The sequence below is a fragment of the Streptomyces sp. NPDC127197 genome, assembly GCF_042672405.1.
GTDB lineage: Bacteria > Actinomycetota > Actinomycetes > Streptomycetales > Streptomycetaceae > Streptomyces > Streptomyces flavusporus.
In genome coordinates, this window is the sequence record NZ_JBHXVG010000008.1 from 291,308 (window position 1) to 311,347 (window position 20,040).

Below are 20,040 nucleotides of genomic sequence, written 5' to 3' on the forward strand. Positions count from 1 at the left end.
AGACGACTAAGGAGTACGACGCGTGTCCTCTCTCTTCCCGGCCCTGACGAACAGCCCGGGTGAGCACATCGCCCTGCGGTTCGGCGACCGGTCCCTGTCCTACGCCCGACTCGCCGCGGCGGCCGGTGCCGTCGCCGAGCGGGTACGCGGTGAGGGCCGCGTCGCCGTGTGGGCGACGCCCGCGCTGGAGACGGCCGTCGGGGTGGTGGGAACACTGCTCGCGGGGGTCGCCGCCGTTCCCCTCAACCCGAAGTCCGGAGAGAAGGAGCTCGGTCACATCCTCACCGACAGTGCGCCGACGCTCGTCCTCGCGGCGCCCGGCGATGAACTGCCCGACTCTCTGCGGGACTTGGAGCGGGTCGACGTCGATGTGCCGGCGACCGGCGCGCTCCCCGAGGAGCAGACGGACGACGCCGCGCCCGCCCTGATCGTCTACACCTCCGGCACCACCGGCCCGCCCAAGGGTGCCGTCATCCCCCGTCGGGCCATCGCCACGACCCTGGACGCGCTCGCCGACGCCTGGCAGTGGACCGGCGAGGACGTGCTGGTGCACGGGCTGCCGTTGTTCCATGTGCACGGGCTGGTGCTCGGCATTCTGGGCCCGCTCCGGCGCGGCGGTTCGGTGCGGCATCTGGGCCGGTTCAGCACCGAGGGCGTGGCGCGGGAGCTGAACGGCGGGGCGACGATGCTGTTCGGGGTGCCGACGATGTACCACCGGATCGCCGAGGATCTCGCGGACAACCCGTCGCTCGCCAAGGGACTCACCGGCGCACGGCTGCTGGTCTCCGGGTCGGCCGCGCTGCCCGTGCACGACCACGAGCGGATCGCGGCCGCGACCGGCCGCCGGGTCATCGAGCGGTACGGCATGACCGAGACGCTGATGAACACCAGCATCCGCGCGGACGGCGAGGCGCGACCAGGGACGGTCGGTGTGCCGTTGCCGGGAGTCGAGCTGCGGCTCGTGGAGGAGGACGGGACACCCATCAGGTCGTACGACGGTGAGAGCGTCGGCGAGATCCAGGTGCGCGGGCCGAACCTGTTCACCGAGTACCTCAACCGGCCCGACGCCACCGCCGCCGCCTTCACCGCCGACGGCTGGTTCCGCACCGGCGACATGGCGGTCCGCGATCCCGACGGCTATGTCCGTATCGTCGGCCGCAAGGCCACCGACCTGATCAAGAGCGGCGGTTACAAGATCGGCGCCGGTGAGATCGAGAACGCCCTCCTGGAGCATCCGGGGGTGCGGGAGGCCGCCGTCACCGGGGAGCCCGACCCGGATCTCGGTGAGCGGATCGTCGCCTGGATCGTGCCCGCCGACCCGCAGACCCCGCCCGGTCTCGAGGAGTTGGCCGACCATGTGGCCCGCCGGCTCGCCCCGCACAAGCGGCCACGGGTCGTGCACCACCTGGAGGCCCTGCCCCGCAACGACATGGGGAAGATCATGAAGCGGGCGCTGGGCGGCCATGCCTGAGCGCCTCTCCGCCCGCCGGACCATCGCCCTCGTCACCGACGAGTTCACCGAACTCACCTGTGAAACCAGGGAGTTCGGGCCCGACGGGCCCCTCTCCTGGCAGGGCTACGACGCCTCCCGTGCCCGCGCCGCCGCACGCACCGGTGAGGACGAGTCCGTGGTCTGCGGCACCGCCCGCATCGAGGGCACGGACGCCGTGCTGATCGCCTTCGAGTTCGGCTTCCTCGGCGGCTCGCTCGGCGAGCGCACCGGCGACCGGCTGGAGGCGGCGTATCTGCACGCCCGCGAGCACCGGCTGCCGGTCGTGTCGCTGATCGCGACGGGTGGCAGCCGGATGCAGGAGGGCATGGTCGCGCTCACCCAGCTCCAGCGTGTGGCCCGGCAGTCGGTGCTCACCCGGGAGGCCGGTCTGCCGCAGGTCGCCGTACTGCGGGATCCGACGACGGGCGGCGGCTGGGCCACCCTCGGCGCGGGCGCCGACGTGATCCTCGCGCTGCCCGGCGCCCAGGTCGGCTTCGCCGGCTCCCGGGTGCGGCCGGCGGACGCGGACCCGGCGGCGTACACGGCCGAGGCGCAGGTGGCGGCCGGTGCGGCCGATGCGGTCGTACCTGAGGAGGAGCTGCGGGCGACGCTGGGGCGGTGGCTGCGGCTGCTGACCGCGTCCTCGGCCGAGCCCGCGCCGCCGCCGGGTCCGCTCGGCGCGACCGACCTCCCTGCGACCGGATGGGACGCGGTCCGGCGCGCCCGCTCACCCCAACGCCCGCGTGCTCAGTACTACTTGGCTGCCTACTTCACCGACCGTGTCGCGATCAGCGGCGACCGCTGCGGCGGCATCGACGACGGCATGCTGTGCGGCTTCGGGGCGCACCAGGGGCGTACCGTCGCGTACGCCGCCCAGACCGGGACCGCGACCCGTCCCGCCGGCTACCGCACCGCCGCCCGTCTGATCCGGCTCGCGGACCGGCTCGGTATCCCCGTGCTGACCCTGGTGGACACCCCGGGCGCGGCCAATGACGCGGAGGCGGAACGGCTGGGGGCGGGCGCCGCGATCGCGGAGGTGTTCGGCGCGGTGGCGGCCGCGCGCACGCCGGTCACGACGCTGGTGATCGGCGAGGGCGGCTCGGGCGGCGCGCTCGCGCTCGCGGCGCCGGACAACACGTGGGTCACCCCGGACAGCTACTTCTCGGTGATCGCCCCCGAGCTGGCGGCCGCCATACTGAAACGCCCTCCCGAGGAGGTGGAGGCGACGGCCGGTCAACTGCACCTGCGGCCACAGGACCTGGTGGATCTGGGGATCGCCCGGACAAGGAAGTGACACACGGCGGTGCCGCCTCCCCCACCGGGAAGGGGGAGACGGCACCGCCCACATCCGGCTAACGAACCCCCACCGCCCGGATGATCTCCTGCGTCACCGAGCCGCCCCGGTCGTCGCTCGCCGACGCCCGCAGGGAGACATACTCGGCTTCCCGCGGCACGGTCAGGGTGCCGCGCCAGGAGTCCGCGTCGCCGGTGAGCCGGACCGGATGCCACGACGTGCCGTCGTCGTACGACACCTCGAGCGTCCCGCCGCCGATGCTGCCCGTGTCCGACGCGTCGGCCACGTACTCGGCGTGGATCCCGACGGGCACCTTCCGCCCGCCGGGCACATCGCCGGCGAGGTCGGTGTCGACGTCGAAGCCGAGGTTGATCAGCGGCAGATACGTCCAGCGGTCGGTGGGTGTGGCCGCCGAGCGGAACGTCCACTCGGCGTGGCCCTCGGTGGCGAGTTCCCAGCGTTCGGGGTCGAGTGTGGTGTCGGTGACGACCCTGTAGGTGCGCTCGTCGGCGGGTGCGTCCCACACGTACACGCCGGAGCTGCGGCGCCGGTCGACCAGTTCCCCGTCGAGGTGGACCTCCGTGTACTGGGTCATGCCGGTCTCCTCGCTCCAGACGTTGCCGAAGCCGGTGTGGTCCGGCCCGGAGTCGCCCCAGCCGGGAGTGTTGAACTGGAGCTGGTTGCCGACGCGTTGCTGCCCCCAGCCGAGTCCGGTGCCGAGCCACGGATGCCAGACCGGCCTGAACCAGTTCAGGCCCGGGCGTGTCCCGCCCCGGTAGCGGACCAGCCCGCCACGTTCCTCCAGTGCCCCGTCGTCCATCGTCACCGACTCGTGCCACAGCTGACCGTCGGCCGTGGAGACGTAGTCCGTGCGCTCGGCCGGGTAGTCGATCCGCTCGCGGAAGCCGATCCCGATGGGGAAGGTGTCGGTGATGGAGTACCGGAACTCGCCCCCGCTGACCGGCTTCACCGCATGGAACTTCGTCTGTACGGCGGCGAGTTCGCGGTGTTCGTCCGGTGCGTAGGTCAGATCGCGGTCTGGGACGGCGCCCTCGTATCCCTTCGACAGGTCGTACACGTACGGGGTGTTGCGCGTGCCGGTCGTGTCGACCGTTCCGGCGGCCCGCAGGCGCTCGGCGTCGGCCTTGTCGACCGTGGCGATCTGCAGCGGGCGGTCGGCGCTGTCGTCGGTGCCCCACCAGGCGTTGAGCCGTCCGGGGTTGTCGTCGGTCACGAACAGTGCCTTGACGCCCGCGTCCTGCGCCGCCTGGGCCAGCGCGGCCGGCTCGGTGCCGTCGGTGAGGCGGGCCAGGACCGCCTTGCCCTCGACGCCGGTGAAGGGGCCGTCCCCGGCATCCACCAGCGGCAGCCTGGTGCGGCCCTCGATCAGGGTGCCGCCCGGCTGGGCGAGGGCGTTGCCGATGCCCTTGACCTCCAGCAAGGGCTTGCTGAGCCGCCAGACGGTCCGGTACTCGAAGCTGCCCTGCGTGACCCTCTTCCCGGTCGGCGCGGCGAAGACGCTGTCGTACTTCACCGGCACCTGGGCGGCCCCGAACAGGTCGGCGTCGTTCGCCTTCCGGTCGTACTCCATGACCAGTTGCCGCGTCTCGGTGCGCCGGTCGACGTCGGCCCTGATCTCCCGCAGCTCCCGTCCGTCCAGGGTGACCTCCCGGTCCCGGTCCAGGACGACCTCGGGTGCCGCGAGGAAGCCGAGGCCCAGTGAGTCGGTGCCGTGGCTGCCGCGCACGTCGAGGAAGGAGGTGAGGCTGTACGTCCCCGGCTTCAGCCGCAGCTTCAGTGTCCCGGAGTCACCGACGTACGCCGGGACGGGGTCGACGCGCTCGGCGAGGTGCTGCACCACGAGGTCGGCGGCGGTGGCGGCCCCGTCCCGGTCCTTGACGTGCACGGTGAGCGTGTACCGCTCGTCCTCCTTGACCAGCCCGAACGCGGTGTGCGCGACCGGGGTGCCGGCGACGGAGGCGACGATCCGCCCGCTGGTGTTGCCCACCGGCGCCTCGGAGCCGTCGCCGGTCACGGTGGTGGACGCCGTGCCGTGCGCCGGCACGGTGAGGGTGGTGTCGGCGAGGGTGGCGGCCTCGCCCTGCACGGCGAGGTCCAGCTCGACGTCGGCGTCCGAGGTGTTGGTGTAGGTGACGGTCCTGGTCACCGGCTGGTTGTTCTCGTACGGCCACCGGTGGAAGCCCAGGTCGACGCTGCCCGTGGCCGTGATCCCGGCCCCGATCGCGTCCGGCACGCTGACCCGCCCGGCGCCCAGCGTGTAGACGGACGCGTCGAGCTGCTTCGACGTCGACATCAGGGCGTCCTTGAGCTGCGCGCCGGTCCAGTCGGGATGCTGCTCGGCGAGCAGGGCGGCGACGCCGACGACATGCGGGGTCGCCATGGACGTACCGCTCATGGCGACGTAGTCGCCGCTGCCGTCGCTGAGCCGGGAGCGGGCGGCGAGGATGTTGACGCCCGGAGCCGCGAGGTCGGGCTTGAGCGCGTTGTCCCCGTAGCGGGGCCCGGCGCTGGTGAAGTAGGCGGCCTGGTCGGCGGAGTCGACGGCACCGACGGTGAGCGCGGCGTCGGCGGCGCCGGGCGAGCCGATGGCGGAGGGCGCGCCGGTGTTGCCGGCGGCGATGACGAAGAGGGCGCCGGTCTCGGCGCTGAGGGTGTTGACGGCCTGCGCCATGGGGTCCGTGCCGTCGCTGGGCTCGGTCGAGCCGAGACTCATGGAGACGATGTCGGCCTGCACCTCGCGTGCGGCCCACTCCATGCCGGCGATGATCTGCGACTCGCTGCCGGACCCCTCGTCGCTGAGCACCTTGCCGACGGCCAGCGAGGCCCCCGGCGCGACCCCCTTCTCGGCGCCGTCCGACGCGGCGCCGGTGCCGGCGACGGTGGACGCCACATGCGTACCGTGCCCGTCCCGGTCGGCGACCTCCTGCCCCTCGATGAAGCTCCTGCTGGCCGAGACCTGCGACGCCAGGTCGGGATGGGTCGCGTCCACGCCGGTGTCCAGGACGGCGACGGTGACACCCTTCCCGGTCAGCCCCGCATCCCAGCCCGCGGGCGTCCCGATCTGCGCGTTGCTCTCCGCCATGTCGGCGTCGACCCGCCCGTCCAGCCAGACGCCCGCGATGCCGTCCTGCCGGGTGAACGCCCGCCAGAACGCCCGTCCCTTGTCCGCCTCCACGGCGGCTCCGCGCACACTCTCCAGCGTCCGCGTCCGTTCGGCACCGCGCGGGGTGACGGCCCGTGTGCCCTTTTCGTACGTCACGATCAGCGGCAGCTCACGGGTGTCGCCGTCGGCGAAGCCCTGACGTATCAACTCGCTGACGTCGAACAGCCGTCGGTCGAGAGTGCCGGCCCGCAGATACGGCAGTGCCTCGTCCGGTACGACGGTGACGTGGCCGTTCGCCTGCTGCGTGCGCACGGCGCCGGTGGCCCCCCGCGGCCGGTCGACGGTGACCGTCTTCCGTCCGCCGCCGAGCTCGGCGACGGTCACCTTGTCGCCGGTGACGAGTGTGACGGTACGGGCCGCGGGCGCCGCACGCGTGGACACGCCGGTGTCCTGCGCCGACACCGGGCTCACGGGCAGCAGTGCGAGCACGAGCCCGGCCGACAGGAGGATCGCCCCGCGTCCGACTGGTCCTCTGGTCATGCACACGCCTCTTCTTCGTCGGGTGGTGGGGAAGAGTGTCGGGCGCCTTGTGTTGCAGGTGAGTTGAACGGAGCTGGCGGATTGACGCAGTGGCGGCTTCCCGCCAGGGCCGGCGCCGGCAGCGCAAGCAACGCGGCGGCAAGCCGCGGACAACCACCCGTACAGCCGCACCCCGCCCGGCCCCCTCCAGAAGGCGCCGCCCTCCCCGCCCCCCACACGATGCAAAGAGGCCCGCCGCCCGGCGGCCGCCACGGTCTGTGCCCCTCGGGAGGATCCGCGATGACCGCCAGCCTGGAGCAGCTACGCCGGTGCCACTTCGCCGTCGATCTGGGGGCGGCGCGGACGCGGGTCTACGTCAAGGGCGCCGGGCTTGTCGTGGACCAGCCGTCCGCCGCGGCCGTGAACACCAACACCGGCGCACTGATCGCGGTCGGCGAGCTCGCGGAGAAGATGACCGGCCGCACCCCCCAGCACATCCGTGTCGTACGGCCGGTGTCCGGCGGCACGGTCGTCGACATCGAGATGGCCCAGCGGATGCTGCGGCATCTGCTCGGCGACAAGGTCCGCCGCGCGCTGCGCCGCAAGCCCAGACTCCGGGCCGCCGCCTGCACCCCGCACGACGCCGGCCCGCTCGCCCAGCGGGCGACGACCGAGACGCTCGTCGGTCTCGGGGCCCGCCGTGTCGAACTCGTCGACACCCTCATCGCCGCCGCCGTCGGCTGCGGACTGCCCGTCGAGCAGCCCGAGGCCACCATGGTCCTGGTGTGCGGCGCGGCCGCGACGCAGGTCGCCGTGCTGTCCCTCGGCTCCATCGTCACCGCCGAACGCATCCCCGTCGGCGGTGAGGCCGTCGACAACGCGATCGTGCTGTATCTGCGGCACGAGCACGAGTTGGTGCTGCCGAGTCAGTCGGTACGGCCGCTGCAGCTGGCCCTGTCCGGCAACGGACTCACCCCGCACGGGCCGACGTCGACGGAGATCCACGGCCGGGATGTGGCCACCGGCCTGCCCCGTTCCGTCCAGCTCGACACCGCCGCCGTACGCGACGCCATCCAGACCCCGCTCACCGCCGTGCTCGACGGCATCGGCAAGGTGCTGCGGGAGTGCCCGCCCGACCTGGTGGCCGACCTCGCCGACCGGGGGATCATGATGGTCGGCGGCAGCGCCCTGCTCCCCGGGTTCGACCAGATGCTGCGGCAGGCCACCGGGATGCCGGTGCACATCGCCGAACGGCCCGACGTGTGCGCCGTGCGGGGCCTCGGCACCATGCTGGAGGGCAGGGCCGAGCCGCTGGAGCTGAATTCGCTGGACAGATGAGCCCGCCGACGCCGTGAGCAGCCCGGGCAGGGCGTAGCCCCGCCACGGGGTGTAGCGCGCGGTGTGCCGGGAAGGTGCACTTGCAGCATCGCCGGGCCGGCGTCCGTCGCTCGGCGGTGAGACGGGGGCGCCACACGGACCTGGAAGGCGGTGACATGAACTCAGTGGCCCCACTCTCCCTCGCGAAGCGGTTACGCCCACTCGCCATCGACGGCCGCACCGACGGCACGGGCCGGTCGGTGCTCAGCGCACGAGGAGAACTCGTCCATGGGTGCGCGGACACCCTGGCCGGCGTGCTGGCCGAACTGCCCGTCCACACCTGCCGGATAGAGCTGGACATGGCCGGGGTGATCTTCATGGACACGGCGGGAGGGCAGTTCCTGGACGTCCTGCACGACCACGGCCGACGGCACCTGATCCCGGTCTCGGCCACGAACTGGCGGGGCCAGCCGCGCCGGGTCCTGGAACTGTTCGGCCTGGACACCACGGACCCGCTGCGCTCCACGGCACCGGACCCCGCCCCGACACCCGGCCCCGCCCCGACACCCTCTGCGGTGGCCCTCGAGCGCGCGGAGCAACTGCACGAACTGCGCGAGGAGATATCCCAGTTGCGGAAGGCGATCGCCTCCCGCCCGGTGATCGACCAGGCCCGCGGCATCCTCATGGCCACCCACGCCTGCACGTCCGACGAGGCCTGGCACATCCTCCGTGCGGCCTCCCAGCTCTCCAACACCAAGCTCCACAAGGTGGCCGCGGCCGTCACGGCCGGCGCCGAATCCGACGGACCGTCACTTCCGGAGGAGCTGCGCACGGCCCTGCGCAGGGCAGTCGCCCGGTGCCGGGTCTGACGCCCGAGGATGCCGGTCAGCAGCCGCCCGAGGAGGCCGGGGCGCCGATGCCGATCCGGAGGGTGGTGGGCGCGGCGCAGCAGCCGCCGCCCTCGCCGCTCCGGGCCGCGTCGGGGTCGTCGAACAGCCCGGCGCCGCCGCACACGCCGGTCTCCGGCAGGGTCAGTTCGACGCGTTCGGCGGCCTCCTGGTCTCCGGCGATCGCGGCGGCGACCGAGCGCACCTGCTCGTAGCCGGTCATCGCGAGGAACGTCGGGGCGCGGCCGTAGGACTTCATACCGACCAGGTAGACGTCCTTCTCCGGGTGGGACAGCTCGTTGACGCCGTGCGGGTAGACGGTGCCGCAGGAGTGCACGTTGGGGTCGATGAGCGGGGCGAGGGCGGTCGGTGCCTGCAGGCGTTCGTCGAGGCCGAGGCGGATCTCGGAGAGGAAGGACAGGTCGGGGCGGAAGCCGGTCAGCACGATGACCTCGTCGACCGGGTCCAGGCGACGGCCGTCCTCGGCGACGAGGACGAGCCTGTCGCCGGCGCGCTCCACCGACTCCGTACGGAATCCGGTGGCCGCGCTCGCGTGGCCGTCCTCGACCGCGGCCTTGGCGCGCAGGCCGAGGGCTCCGCGGGCGGGCAGCTGGTCGGCCTCGCCGCCGCCGTACGTGGAACCGGTGATCCCACGGCGCAGGATCCACACCGCGTGCGTGCCGGTTTCCTCCTTCGCCAGGTCGGCCAGCTGGGCGAGGGCCGTGAAGGCGGACGCCCCGGAACCCACGACCGCGGTGCGCCTACCCGCGTAACGGGCCCGCACGGCCGGATCCTTGAGGTCCGGCACGCGGTACGAGATGTGCTCGGCAGCCGCGTTCTCGCCGAGTGCGGGCAGGCCGTCGGCTCCCATGGGGCCGGGTACGGCCCAGGTGCCGGAGGCGTCCACGACGGCACGGGCCGTCAGGCGCTCCTCGCGGCCGCCGGCCGTCTCGATGTGCACGGTGAAGGGCTGCTCGTCGCGGCCGGAGTCGACGATACGGTCCCGGCCCGCCCGCGCCACGCCGGTCACGCGCGCGCCGTAGCGGACCCGGTCGCCCAGGACGTCGGCGAGCGGCTGCAGGTACAGCTCGGCCCAGTCCCCGCCGGTGGGATACGCCGTCCCGTCGGGGCGGACCCAGCCGGTCGGCGCGAGCAGCTTCTCGGCGGCCGGGTCGACGAGCTCGGCCCAGGGGGAGAACAGCCGGACGTGCGACCAGTCGCGCACGGCGGTGCCCGCGGACGGGCCGGCCTCCAGGACCAGCGGTTCGATGCCACGCCCGACGAGATGGGCTGCGGCGGCCAGGCCGGCCGGGCCGGCTCCGACGATCACGACGGGCGACTGGTCGGTGGCGTGCGTACTCACGAGGCTCCCCTTTGCTTCGACATTCGTCGATATCTTGCAGCGGTAAGCATGGCAGTTGATTCGACACCCGTCAACATAGGCGTTCATCGAATTAACTGCTTCGACGTGTGTCAACATTGATGCATGTCGAACACCAAGGTGCTGCCGCTGCTCGAACCGGACGCGCCCGCGGCCGAAGCTCCGTGCTGCCCGCCGCTGGCCGAGCGCCCCTTCACCGCGGAGGAGGCCGAGCGGACTGCGAAGATGTTCAAGGCGCTCGGCGATCCGGTGCGTCTGCGACTGTTCTCGCTGGTCGCCTCGCACGAGGGCGGCGAGGCGTGCGTGTGCGACATCTCCGACGTGGGCGTCTCCCAGCCGACCGTCTCCCACCACCTGAAGAAGCTCAGGGAAGCCGGCCTGCTCACCTCCGAGCGGCGCGGCACGTGGGTCTACTACAAGGTCGCGCCGTCCGTCGTGGCAGCAATGGGCCAGATGCTCGCCCTGCCGCGCGAGGGCGCGTGACCACCACCCGGGTGGTCCGCCTCATGCGTCGGAGGCAGTCCGGCCGGTCATGAAGACGACCGCCACGAGCGCCAGCCCGACCACGGCACCGACCAGGGTGACCGCGGGGTTGGCAACTGTGCGCCCAGGAGTGCGCACAAGGCCGCTCTAACTCGATCGTGTGATCGTCGGCCCGCAGGCTTGCGGCGCCCTGGGCCGACCGGGTTAACGTGATCGTGCGATCTGGGACGCCGGGTGCGGCGCCAGCGTGCGGGGCCCCCGCTCCACCAGTGTGATGGTTCGGGGCCTCCCCGTCGCCTCTGGCCGTGCCCATATGGCCAGATCACGCAGGGAACTGGCCCCCCGGGAACGGACCACGCACAGGATGCGTGTCGCCGCCCCGGGGCCGAGTACGCCGGGGACCAGTGCGCCCAAGACCGTTCGGGGCGTGCGGCCGAGCGGGATCACTCCTGCTCGGTCTTCAGGAACGGTTGAAGTGCGCCCCGGAGACCGGGCCGAGCAGCGCGATCAGCACGCCGAGGCCGAAGACCGTGGCGAGCGAGTTGGCCAGCAACTGCACGCCCACGTCCCGGGTCAGCTCGGCGGCCTGGATGCCGGAGCCGACCACGACCGTCACCAGGGCCGCCGTACCCACGAGTTCGGCGGCCGCCCGGGCGACCAGGGGCGTACGCGGCGGGGTCGCCCCGGGCGCGGGGCGGGGCTCTGCGGCGGAGGTGACGGACTCCCCGGCGGGGCCGCAAGGGACTCCGTCGCGGTATCAGGCGTGGCGGTCAACAAAGACTCCTCGGTGCAGTCGCCTCGAACGGCGGGGATCAGGGGCAGGACCGCTTGTTGTCGGCCGCTGTGCGGGCGGACTCGGCCAGGTCGGCGAACTGGCCGGCGAGCGAAGCGATGACGTCCGGGCGAAGCTTGTAGTACGTGTACCGGCCACACGGCTCCGTCTCCACGACCCCGGCCTCGCGCAGCACTCTCAGATGGTTGGAGAGGTTGGTCTGCCTGGCGCCCGTCTCCTCCACGAGGTGGGTGGTGCAGAGGGTTTCCCTGGCGAGCAGGGTCACGATCCGGAGCCTGAGCGGGTCGGCCAGTACCCGAATCAGATCAGTATCGACTGACGTCATCATGGACTGATACTCTCACATCAGCCGGGGCTGATACCAGCTTGGGCTGATCCTTGGGACCCGCACCCAACACCCCGTTGGGCCCCTGACCCGAAGAAGGGGGCATCATGAACGCCTCCACACCTCCTGTTCTGCCTGATCACCGCCTCGCGGCAGGCGTGACACGGCTCGCGCTGCGCTACCGGGGCCACTTCTGCCCGGAGACCATCCAGCACGTCCTCACCGACTCCTACGACCGTCTCGCCGCGCACGCGCACGTCCGCACCCACCTCGTCGTCCTGGCCGAGCATCTGACGACCGAGCGGCTCGATGCCCTCGCCCACATCCAGGGCGCGCCGGGGACCGGCCTGCCGCGGGTGCTGTTCGTCTGCAGTCAGAACGCCGGACGCTCCCAGCTGGCCGCCGCCCTCCTCGCCCACCGCGCGGCGGGCCGCGTGGTGGTCTCCTCCGCGGGCCCGCGTCCCGCCGCCGAGGTCGCACCCGTCGTCGCGCAGGTACTGGCCGAGGCCGGCGTGGGCCTCACCGAGACCGCCTTCCCCAAGCCGCTGACCGAGGAGGTGGTCCAGGCCGCCGACATCATCATCACGATGGGCTTCGGCGACGCCTGCCCGATCGTGCCCGGCCGCCGCTACCTGGACTGGCCCGTCGCCGACCCCGAGGGCGCCCCGGTCGACGTCGTCCGCGGCATCCGCGACGAGATCGACACCCACGTCACCGAACTGCTCGACTCCCTGCCCGCCACCTGAACTCGCCTGTTCACGCACCACTGTCGAACCACTTCGTGAAGGAAGAACCGATGTCCTCGACCCCGCTCGCCTCCGTGCTGTTCGTCTGCGTCCACAACGCCGGGCGCTCGCAGATGGCCGCCGGATTCCTCACCCACCTCGCGGGTGACCGGATCGAGGTCCGCTCCGCCGGCTCCGTCCCGGGCGACCAGGTCAACCCGGCCGCCGTCGAGGCGATGAAGGAGGTCGGTATCGACATCTCCGAGGCCAGGCCGAAGATCCTCACCACCGAGGCCGTGCAGGCGTCCGACTACGTCATCACCATGGGCTGCGGCGACGCCTGCCCGGTCTTCCCCGGCAAGAAGTACCTCGACTGGGCGCTGGAGGACCCCGCGGGCAAGGGCGTGGAATCCGTACGCCCGATCCGGGACGAGATCAGGACCCGCATCGAGGCCCTGATCGCCGAGATCGACGCCCAGCAGAAGGCGTGACCCCGGGCGGTTGCGGCGGTCAGCCGAAGCGGCCGGAGATGTAGTCCTCGGTGCGCTGGTTGGAGGGGTTGGAGAAGATCCGCTCGGTCTCGTCGTACTCGACGAGCCGGCCGTGGCGTTCGCCCTTGTCGTCGACGTCCGCGGTGAAGAAGGCGGTGCGGTCGGAGACACGTGCGGCCTGCTGCATGTTGTGGGTGACGACGATGATCGTGAACTCCTGGGCGAGCTGCTCCATGAGGTCCTCGATCTTCATCGTGGCGATCGGGTCCAGGGCGGAACACGGCTCGTCCATCAGGATCACCTCCGGCTTGACCGCGATGGTGCGGGCGATGCACAGCCGCTGCTGCTGACCGCCGGAGAGGGCGAGCGCGGAGGTCTTGAGCTTGTCCTTGACCTCGTCCCACAGCGCCGCGTGGGTCAGCGTCTCCTCGACCAGGTCGTCGAGGTTGCCCTTGAAGCCGCCCACCCTCGGCCCGTACGCGATGTTGTCGTAGATCGACTTCGGGAACGGGTTGGGCTTCTGGAAGACCATGCCGATCCGGCGGCGCACCTCGATGGGATCGACCTCGCGGCCGTACAGGTCCTCGTTGTGGTAGCGGATCTTGCCGACCACGCGGGCACCGGGAATGAGGTCGTTCATCCGGTTGAAGCAGCGGATCATCGTGGACTTGCCGCATCCCGACGGGCCGATCATGGCGGTGATCTGACGCCGCCCGATCGTCATGTTGACGTCGCGGACGGCCTCGTGGGCGCCGTAGAAGACCGACAGGCTGCCGACTTCGAAGACCGGTTCGGCCAGGGACGGGGCGCCGTGGTAGGTGACCTGCGGAATCCTGGTGCCGCCGGAGGAGTCGGGCGGAGGGGTCATGGCGGTCTCCTGCGGGAGGGGCGGTGGGGCCGGGACGGTGTCCGTCACCAGCGACGGACGTAGTGGTTGCGGAGCCAGATCGCCAGCGAGTTCATGGCCAGCAGGATGACCAGGAGTACGACGATGGCGGCCGAGGCGAGCGCGGTGAACTCGGCGCGGGACTGGCTGATCCAGTTGAAGATCTGGATCGGCAGCACCGTGAACGGGCTCTCGACACCAGTGGGGTTGAAGGTGATGAAGGTCAGCCCGCCGAGCAGCAGCAGCGGGGCGGCCTCGCCGATCGCCCGGGACAGGGCGAGGATCGAGCCGGTCGCCATGCCGGGCACGGCCGCCGGGAGGATCTGCCGCCAGATGGTCTGCCACTGGGTGGCGCCCAGCGCGAGGGACGCCTCACGGATGGACTGCGGCACGGCGCGGATCGCCTCCCGGGAGGCGATGATCACGGTCGGCAGGACCAGCAGCGACAGGGTGAGGGAGGCGGTCAGCACGGTCTGGCCGAAGCCGAGCCCGCGGGAGATGATGCCGAGCCCGAGGATGCCGTAGACGATCGACGGTACGGCCGCCAGGTTCTGGATGTTGATCTCGATGGCACGGTTCCACCAGCGGTTCGGGTCCGCGTACTCCTCGAGATAGATGGAGGCGAGGACCCCGGTCGGCAGGCAGTACAGCGCGGTGAAGGCGATCACCCAGATCGTGCCCATGATCGCCGACTGGGCGCCGGCGTTGGTCGGGTCGATGATGTCGGGGAAGTTCGACCAGATCCGTGAGTCCAGCCGCGGCCAGCCCTCGACCACCACATACACCAGCAGCCAGACGAGGAAGACCACCCCGACGGCCAGCGACGCCCACAGGCTGAGCTGGAAGAACCGCTCGCGCCACGGGGTGCCGCGCCCCTTGAGCCGAGGCGCCTCCGGCATACCGGTGGCGGCACCCTTGTCCAGGACGTCGGAGCCCATTACTCGTACACCTCCCGGTACTTGCGAACCAGACGGATGCTGACCAGGTTCATCACCAGGGTCATCACGAACAGCAGCAGGCCCACCGCGAAGATCGTCCGATAGCCGATGGACCCGGTCGGCAGATCGCCGATCCCGGCCGCGGCGATGAACGCGGTCATCGTCTGCATGCCCTCCAGCGGATTGAAGGACAGGTTCGGACGGCCACCGGCCGCGATGGCCACGATCATCGTCTCGCCGATCGCCCGGGAGATACCGAGCACGATGGCGGCGACGATGCCGGACAGCGCGGCCGGGAAGACGACCCGCGTCGCCACCTGCATCCGTGAGGAGCCGAGTGCGTAGGCGCCGTCGCGCAGGTCGTTGGGCACCGCGTTCATCGAGTCCTCGGCGAGCGAGGCGACCGTCGGGATGATCATGATGCCCATGACGAAGCCCGCCGACAGGGCGTTGAAGACCTGCGGCGGGTTCCCGGCGGGCCAGATGTCCTGCAGCAGCGGCGTGATCGCGGTCAGTGCGAAGAAGCCGTAGACGACGGTGGGGATGCCCGCGAGCACCTCCAGCATCGGCTTGAAGAACGCACGGACCCTGCGGTGGGCGTACTCGCTCAGATACACCGCAGCGCCGAGCCCCAGCGGCACGGCGACCACCAGCGCGATGAGGGTGACCATCAATGTGCCCGTGACCAGCGGCAGGACGCCGAAGTGCGGCGGACTGAACAGCGGCGACCAGTCGGTGCCGGTGATGAACTCACCGAAGCCGACCTCGCGGAAGAAGTCGACGGCCGGCGGGATCAGCGCGATGACGATACCGACGGTGGTCAGCACCGACACCAGCGCGGCGGCCACCAGGAGCACCTTGATGGCCCCCTCGCCGTAGCGCGGCCGGGACCGCTTCAGGAAACCGGGGCCCGGACTCATGAGCCCTGCTGCGCCTTGAGCGCGTCGAGGTCCCTGCGCAGCTCCGCCTCCTGCTGGGAGTTGAGCGGGACGAAGAGGGCGCTCTCGGCGATCTCGGCGTTGTGCTCGACGTAGAACTCGACGAAGGCCAGGACCTCCGGCTTCTGCAGCGAGGACGCCTTGGGGTAGATGAACAGCGGCCGCGACAGGGGCGTGTACGTGTTGTTCTGCACCGTCTGTCTGGTCGGCTCGACGCAGCCGCCACCGCCGTCGATCTTCAGCACCTTCAGCTCGTCCCTGTTCTCCTCGTAGTACGACAGTCCGAAGTACCCCAGGCCGCCCTTGGAGCCGGCGACGCCCTGCACGGTGACGTTGTCGTCCTCGCTGGGCGAGTAGTCGGTGCGGGAGGCGCCCTCCTCGCCGTTGACGGCCTCGGTGAAGTAGTCGAAGGTGCCCGAGTCGGTGCCCGCGCCGAAGAGTTCGAGCTTCTGGTCGGGGAACTTCGGGTCGACCTGGTTCCAGTTGTTCACCTTGGAGCCGGGCTCCCAGATCTTCCTCAACTGCTCGACGGTCAGGCATTCCGCCCAGTCGTTGTCCTTGTTGACCACGACGGACAGGCCGTCGTTGGCGATCTGGAACTCCTCGAACCTGACGCCGTTCTTCTCGCAGGCCGCCTTCTCGTCGTCGTCGATGGGGCGCGAGGCGTCGGAGATGTCGGTCTCGCCGGCGCAGAACTTCTCGAAGCCGCCACCGGTACCCGACGTGCCGATCGTGACCCTGACTCCGGGGTTCTCCGTCTGGAAGAGCTGGGCCGCCGCCGTGGACAGCGGGGCCACCGTGCTGGATCCATCCACCCTGATGGTGCCGGACAGCCGCGTGCCGCCGCTGTCGGAGCCCGCATCGGAACCGCCGCACGCACCGGCAGCCACCACCACGGCCGCCGCCAGAGCCGGCGGAGCCGCGGCACGGCGCAACGAACGAATGCTCACGTGATTCTCGATCCTCGTGTCCGCCTGGTTTCCCGGCCCGTGTAACGAGGCGCGCAATATGCTCCGTTTTGGACATTTAGATCAAATATCGCCTATATGAACTTCCAGCGCATGCGAGGCGAGCCGGCCAGACCCTTGCCGCCGGGCAGTACGCCCTCGTAGACGGTCGCGCCGGTCTTGTCGAGAATCACACAGTGGCTCTGCTCGGTGATCTCGAACCGCTGCCCACACCTCCCCGGCCTCGTCGGACAGGTGGGGGAAGGTGCCGGTCCCCGTGTCGGCGACGAAGTCGCGCATGGCGGCGTTCTTGTCCGGGCCCGCGACACCGACCACGTTCGCCTTGCCCTCGTAGTCGGCAGCGACCTTGGCCGTCTCGGCCGCCTGCCCGCGGCACGTGGGGCACCAGGGCGCCCAGAACCACAGCACGGCCGGCTTGCCCGCGAGGGCCTTGGCGTCGAAGGGCTTGCCGTCCACCGTGGTGGCGGTGAACTGCAGGGCCTCGGGCACCTCGTTCCCCGCCGCCTGCGTACGGCTCCCGTCCGAGTCGGCGGACGATTGGGCGGACGACGCCTTCGCCGGGGAAGCCGCCCCCTCGCCGACTGAACCGGAGCCGCCGTCGGATCCGCACCCGGTCCTTACGATTCGGTGACGTCAGCCCGCCGCGTCCTTGAGGCGCTCGGTGTCGAGGACCGTGATGCGGCCCCGGCCGAGGCGCAGCAGGCCACGCTCGGCGTAGTCGCGCAGCACCTTGGTGCACGTTTCCCGGGAGGTGCCGGCGAGTGCGGCGAGCTGTTCGTGAGTGAGGGCGATCTGGGGGTGGCGTCCGACGGGCCGCAGGGGACTCGCGGGGGGCTGGGCCGTGGTGAGGGTGGTGAGGGTGGTGGCGACGCGCTGTGCGACGGTCTTGAACACGCTGTCGGACAGGCGTTGCTCGAGGTCGGCGAGACGGCGTCCGAGGATCGCGGTGATACGGGCGGCGATGCGGGCGTCGGTCAGCAGCAGCCGGTGCACATCGGCCCGGCTCATCACGCAGACGACGGAGTCGTCGAGGGCTTCGGCGTAGTTGCCGTACATGTGCTGCCCGAGCAGGACCATCTCACCGAAGATGGTGCCCGGGGAGATGATCGCGGTGGTCAGCGCCCGGCCGTCGGCGGAAACCCGGAAGACGCGCACCCGTCCCCGCTTGAGGATGAACAGCACCTCGGACGGCTGGGCCGGCGAGTAAAGGATCTCCCCCGCGTTGTACGTCTTCATCGGCGCCGCCGTAGCGATGGCCTCCATCTCCTGCTCGGACAGGTCGCAGAAGATGTCGACCTCGGCCAGGCACCAGGTCCGCTCGGCTGCGTCGGCGTCCGATGCGGCGTCGGTCATGGTGTGCATCTCCTCGCGTCGTCCCGGGGCCCAGGGCGGGGGCGCGGCGCCCCAGGCCGGGCTGGCCAGCGCATTCGCGCTGTTGGCCAGACAGTAGGGCACCGTGCCCCCCGATGGCGGCGTGCCCGGGCCGGGTGTCGACGCGGGTGGTGGTACGCGGCTCATCCTCGGGCCGGGCCGGTGCGCCTGTCCGTCGCCCCGGCGATGGCGGCGAACGTCAGTCCGGCGAGCAGCCCGAAGACGAGGTGGGCGCCGAGGCTGGAGGAGGACACGTCGTTCCACTCGAAGACGGGCATGCCCATGTTCGCGGGCATGATCCACAGCGCACCGAGGACCCACCACACCGCGCCGTAGACCAGGCCGAGGACCACGGCCGGCGCCAGGCGCTGGGCGAACTCGCCGAGCAGCACGCCGAACGTGACCCCGGCGAAGAGCGCGATGGCCAAGTGGACCAGCCAGCCGACGAAGGCGTTGGTGGAGCCGAGCAGCCCGGCGACCATCGTGATCATCGCGGTGTCCATCATCGGGCGGGACACCGACATCCAGATGCCCATCCCGATCCCGCCGACCAGCCCGGCCGCAGCACCCCACACCGCATGGACCGGGATGGCGGCCGTGCTCGGGGATACCCGCAAGGTGGTTGTCATGGCTGAGCGCCCCTCTCACATGCGGTGATGCGTCTTGGCGTCTTTGACGCTACGACTCGTGGAGGGGGCAGGTATGTGAGGGCGCTTACGTAAACGGGGATCGATCGGTCAGGGGAACTTCACCGCCGTCAGCAGGGCACAGCCGAGCGATCCGTCCGCTACGGCGGCCCGCGCCGCGCTCAGGACGGCCGGCGCGGCGCCCAGATCCACGCCCGCGTCGGCGAGGCGCGCCGGAGCGGTGATCCGCAGCAGGTGCAACCGCGCCTCGATCTGGTCGATCATGCGCAGCATTGCCTGGTCATGGCGTTCCGTGGCCGCCACACGCAGGCCGGCACCGGAGCCGTCCGCCGTGCTCCCCGCCGCCCATGGTGCAGCGGCACGGTTCATCAGCGCATTGCCGGTTCCCGGCAATGTTCACTAGGGTCTGCACGCCCGACGCCGTCAAGAAGGCATCAACGGGCACCAGGAAAGCGGGGGCAGATGGCGGAATCCGCGATACCCGAGGACTATCTCGACGGCTATGCCCAGCTGCTGGCCGACGTCTCGGCCACCGGCCGCCGTCTGACCCGCGACGAGATCGAGTCCCGCCGCGCCCTGGGCGAACGGGCCGCCGACTCCGGATTCGGACTGCGTGCCCTGGTCGGCGCGCACCTGGCAGCGACCCGCGCCGCCTGGCCGAGTGGCCCAAGCTCCGCCGACAGCACGCTCGCCGCCGTGCAGCAGGCCGTCGACGCCTTCGCCGAGGGTTACGAACGCGCGCAACGCCTCGCCGTACGCCAGGAGGAGGCCGCCCGCCGGGAGTTCATCGACGACCTCCTGTACGGCCGCAGCGACCTCGGCCGCCTCGCCGAACGTGCCGAACGTTTCGGCCTGCGTCTGTCCCACGCCCACGCCGTCGCCGTCGCTCAGGGGCCGGCACCGTACGACGAGGGCGATCCGGTCACCCGCCAGGTGGAACAGGCCCTCATCGCCCGCTTCGGCGACCGTGACATCCTGCTCACCACCAAGGACGGCCGCCTGGTGTGCATCGCGCCCGGCGACCAGGACCAAGTGCTCTCCTCCTTTGCCAAGCAGGCGCATGTCGCCACCGACGGCGGCCGGGTCGCCGTCGGCCGCCCCCGGCCCGGCCCCGGCGGTGTCGTCCACTCCTACGAGGAGGCCCTCAACGCCCTGGAACTCGCCGAGCGCCTCGACCTCGACGATCCCGTCCTGCTCGCCGCCGACCTGCTCGTCTATCCCGTCCTCACCCGCGACCGCCAGGCCATGGCCGACCTCGTCCAGGGCACCCTCGGACCGCTCACCACCGCCCGCGGCGGCGCGGAGGTCCTGTTGGACACCCTCACCGCCTACTTCGACTCCGGCTGCGTGGCCGCCGAGGCAGCCCGCTTCCCAATCTGGAAGTCAAGCGGCATGAGGGGCCGGAGGAGGCGTGGCTTGGTAGCACCGCCGGTCACGGATCAGAGCCCAGAAGACGTTGAC

At 71.3% G+C, this 20,040-nt stretch carries 19 protein-coding genes and 1 pseudogene; 8 read left to right on the forward strand and 12 right to left on the reverse strand.

Features of this window, described 5'->3' with window-relative positions; translation table 11 throughout:
• Positions 1-22: 22 nt before the first annotated feature.
• Together ACFVJQ_RS16055 and ACFVJQ_RS16060 are read left to right on the forward strand one after the other, a co-directional pair.
• Positions 23-1,471, forward strand: a complete 1,449-nt coding sequence (locus tag ACFVJQ_RS16055) for an acyl-CoA synthetase (RefSeq protein ID WP_385513082.1) — start codon at positions 23-25, stop codon at positions 1,469-1,471.
• Positions 1,464-2,786: a carboxyl transferase domain-containing protein gene (locus tag ACFVJQ_RS16060; protein WP_385784289.1), complete on the forward strand. Its 1,323-nt coding sequence runs from the start codon at positions 1,464-1,466 to the stop codon at positions 2,784-2,786. Before ACFVJQ_RS16055 ends, ACFVJQ_RS16060 begins: the two co-directional genes overlap by 8 nt.
• A gap of 58 nt (positions 2,787-2,844) precedes the next feature.
• Here ACFVJQ_RS16060 and ACFVJQ_RS16065 read toward each other — a convergent pair whose 3' ends face one another.
• The gene (locus tag ACFVJQ_RS16065) at positions 2,845-6,450 is read right to left on the reverse strand and encodes a S8 family serine peptidase (protein ID WP_385784292.1); all 3,606 of its coding nucleotides are present in this window, start codon (positions 6,448-6,450) and stop codon (positions 2,845-2,847) included.
• 279 nt (positions 6,451-6,729) lie between these two features.
• Here ACFVJQ_RS16065 and ACFVJQ_RS16070 point away from each other — a divergent pair, with 279 nt between their 5' ends.
• Together ACFVJQ_RS16070 and ACFVJQ_RS16075 are read left to right on the forward strand one after the other, a co-directional pair.
• A complete protein-coding gene (locus ACFVJQ_RS16070; RefSeq protein WP_385513079.1) occupies positions 6,730-7,767 on the forward strand; it encodes a rod shape-determining protein in 1,038 nt (345 codons plus the stop codon).
• A gap of 155 nt (positions 7,768-7,922) precedes the next feature.
• Complete coding sequence (locus ACFVJQ_RS16075; RefSeq protein WP_385513078.1) at positions 7,923-8,615, forward strand: ANTAR domain-containing protein; 693 nt, start codon at positions 7,923-7,925, stop codon at positions 8,613-8,615.
• A gap of 16 nt (positions 8,616-8,631) precedes the next feature.
• On the opposite strand, the gene ACFVJQ_RS16080 is transcribed toward ACFVJQ_RS16075, so the two are convergent.
• Entirely contained in the window at positions 8,632-9,996 is a 1,365-nt protein-coding gene (locus ACFVJQ_RS16080) for an NAD(P)-binding domain-containing protein (RefSeq protein ID WP_385513077.1), read from the reverse strand.
• Between the two features lie 123 nt (positions 9,997-10,119).
• Between ACFVJQ_RS16080 and ACFVJQ_RS16085 the strand changes: the two genes are divergently transcribed.
• Positions 10,120-10,497, forward strand: coding sequence for an ArsR/SmtB family transcription factor (locus ACFVJQ_RS16085; protein ID WP_385513076.1), 378 nt, complete (start codon positions 10,120-10,122; stop codon positions 10,495-10,497).
• A 469-nt stretch (positions 10,498-10,966) separates the two neighbouring features.
• Here ACFVJQ_RS16085 and ACFVJQ_RS16090 read toward each other — a convergent pair.
• Both ACFVJQ_RS16090 and ACFVJQ_RS16095 read right to left on the reverse strand, forming a co-directional pair.
• Positions 10,967-11,215, reverse strand: a pseudogene (locus ACFVJQ_RS16090) (aquaporin); the annotation flags it as partial.
• 94 nt (positions 11,216-11,309) lie between these two features.
• A complete protein-coding gene (locus ACFVJQ_RS16095) occupies positions 11,310-11,618 on the reverse strand; it encodes a helix-turn-helix transcriptional regulator (RefSeq protein WP_224733161.1) in 309 nt (102 codons plus the stop codon).
• A 104-nt stretch (positions 11,619-11,722) separates the two neighbouring features.
• Here ACFVJQ_RS16095 and ACFVJQ_RS16100 point away from each other — a divergent pair, with 104 nt between their 5' ends.
• Together ACFVJQ_RS16100 and ACFVJQ_RS16105 are read left to right on the forward strand one after the other, a co-directional pair.
• Positions 11,723-12,361, forward strand: a complete 639-nt coding sequence (locus ACFVJQ_RS16100; RefSeq protein WP_385784298.1) for a low molecular weight phosphatase family protein — start codon at positions 11,723-11,725, stop codon at positions 12,359-12,361.
• Between the two features lie 50 nt (positions 12,362-12,411).
• Positions 12,412-12,831 carry an arsenate reductase ArsC gene (locus ACFVJQ_RS16105; protein ID WP_385513074.1) on the forward strand — a complete coding sequence of 140 codons (420 nt, stop codon included), beginning with the start codon at positions 12,412-12,414 and terminating at the stop codon, positions 12,829-12,831.
• Between the two features lie 19 nt (positions 12,832-12,850).
• On the opposite strand, the gene pstB is transcribed toward ACFVJQ_RS16105, so the two are convergent.
• From pstB to ACFVJQ_RS16145, 8 genes are all read right to left on the reverse strand, one after another.
• Entirely contained in the window at positions 12,851-13,699 is an 849-nt protein-coding gene (gene pstB, locus ACFVJQ_RS16110) for a phosphate ABC transporter ATP-binding protein PstB (RefSeq protein WP_385513073.1), read from the reverse strand.
• Positions 13,700-13,743: 44 nt separating this feature from the next.
• On the reverse strand, positions 13,744-14,655 hold the full coding sequence (pstA, locus tag ACFVJQ_RS16115) for a phosphate ABC transporter permease PstA (RefSeq protein WP_385513072.1): 912 nt from the start codon (positions 14,653-14,655) through the stop codon (positions 13,744-13,746).
• Positions 14,655-15,575 carry a phosphate ABC transporter permease subunit PstC gene (gene pstC, locus ACFVJQ_RS16120; RefSeq protein ID WP_385513071.1) on the reverse strand — a complete coding sequence of 307 codons (921 nt, stop codon included), beginning with the start codon at positions 15,573-15,575 and terminating at the stop codon, positions 14,655-14,657. Before pstC ends, pstA begins: the two co-directional genes overlap by 1 nt.
• Complete coding sequence (locus ACFVJQ_RS16125; RefSeq protein WP_385513070.1) at positions 15,572-16,543, reverse strand: PstS family phosphate ABC transporter substrate-binding protein; 972 nt, start codon at positions 16,541-16,543, stop codon at positions 15,572-15,574. The genes pstC and ACFVJQ_RS16125 overlap by 4 nt, the downstream gene beginning before the upstream one ends.
• Before the next feature lie 81 nt (positions 16,544-16,624).
• Positions 16,625-17,050, reverse strand: a complete 426-nt coding sequence (locus ACFVJQ_RS16130; protein ID WP_385784304.1) for a redoxin domain-containing protein — start codon at positions 17,048-17,050, stop codon at positions 16,625-16,627.
• Between the two features lie 144 nt (positions 17,051-17,194).
• On the reverse strand, positions 17,195-17,914 hold the full coding sequence (locus tag ACFVJQ_RS16135; RefSeq protein WP_385784307.1) for a Crp/Fnr family transcriptional regulator: 720 nt from the start codon (positions 17,912-17,914) through the stop codon (positions 17,195-17,197).
• Between the two features lie 161 nt (positions 17,915-18,075).
• Positions 18,076-18,561 carry a hypothetical protein gene (locus ACFVJQ_RS16140; protein WP_385513067.1) on the reverse strand — a complete coding sequence of 162 codons (486 nt, stop codon included), beginning with the start codon at positions 18,559-18,561 and terminating at the stop codon, positions 18,076-18,078.
• A gap of 108 nt (positions 18,562-18,669) precedes the next feature.
• Positions 18,670-18,948, reverse strand: coding sequence for a hypothetical protein (locus ACFVJQ_RS16145; protein ID WP_385784310.1), 279 nt, complete (start codon positions 18,946-18,948; stop codon positions 18,670-18,672).
• A gap of 93 nt (positions 18,949-19,041) precedes the next feature.
• Here ACFVJQ_RS16145 and ACFVJQ_RS16150 point away from each other — a divergent pair.
• Positions 19,042-20,040, forward strand: a 999-nt coding sequence (locus tag ACFVJQ_RS16150; RefSeq protein ID WP_385784313.1) for a PucR family transcriptional regulator, incomplete at its 3' end; no start/stop codon positions are given.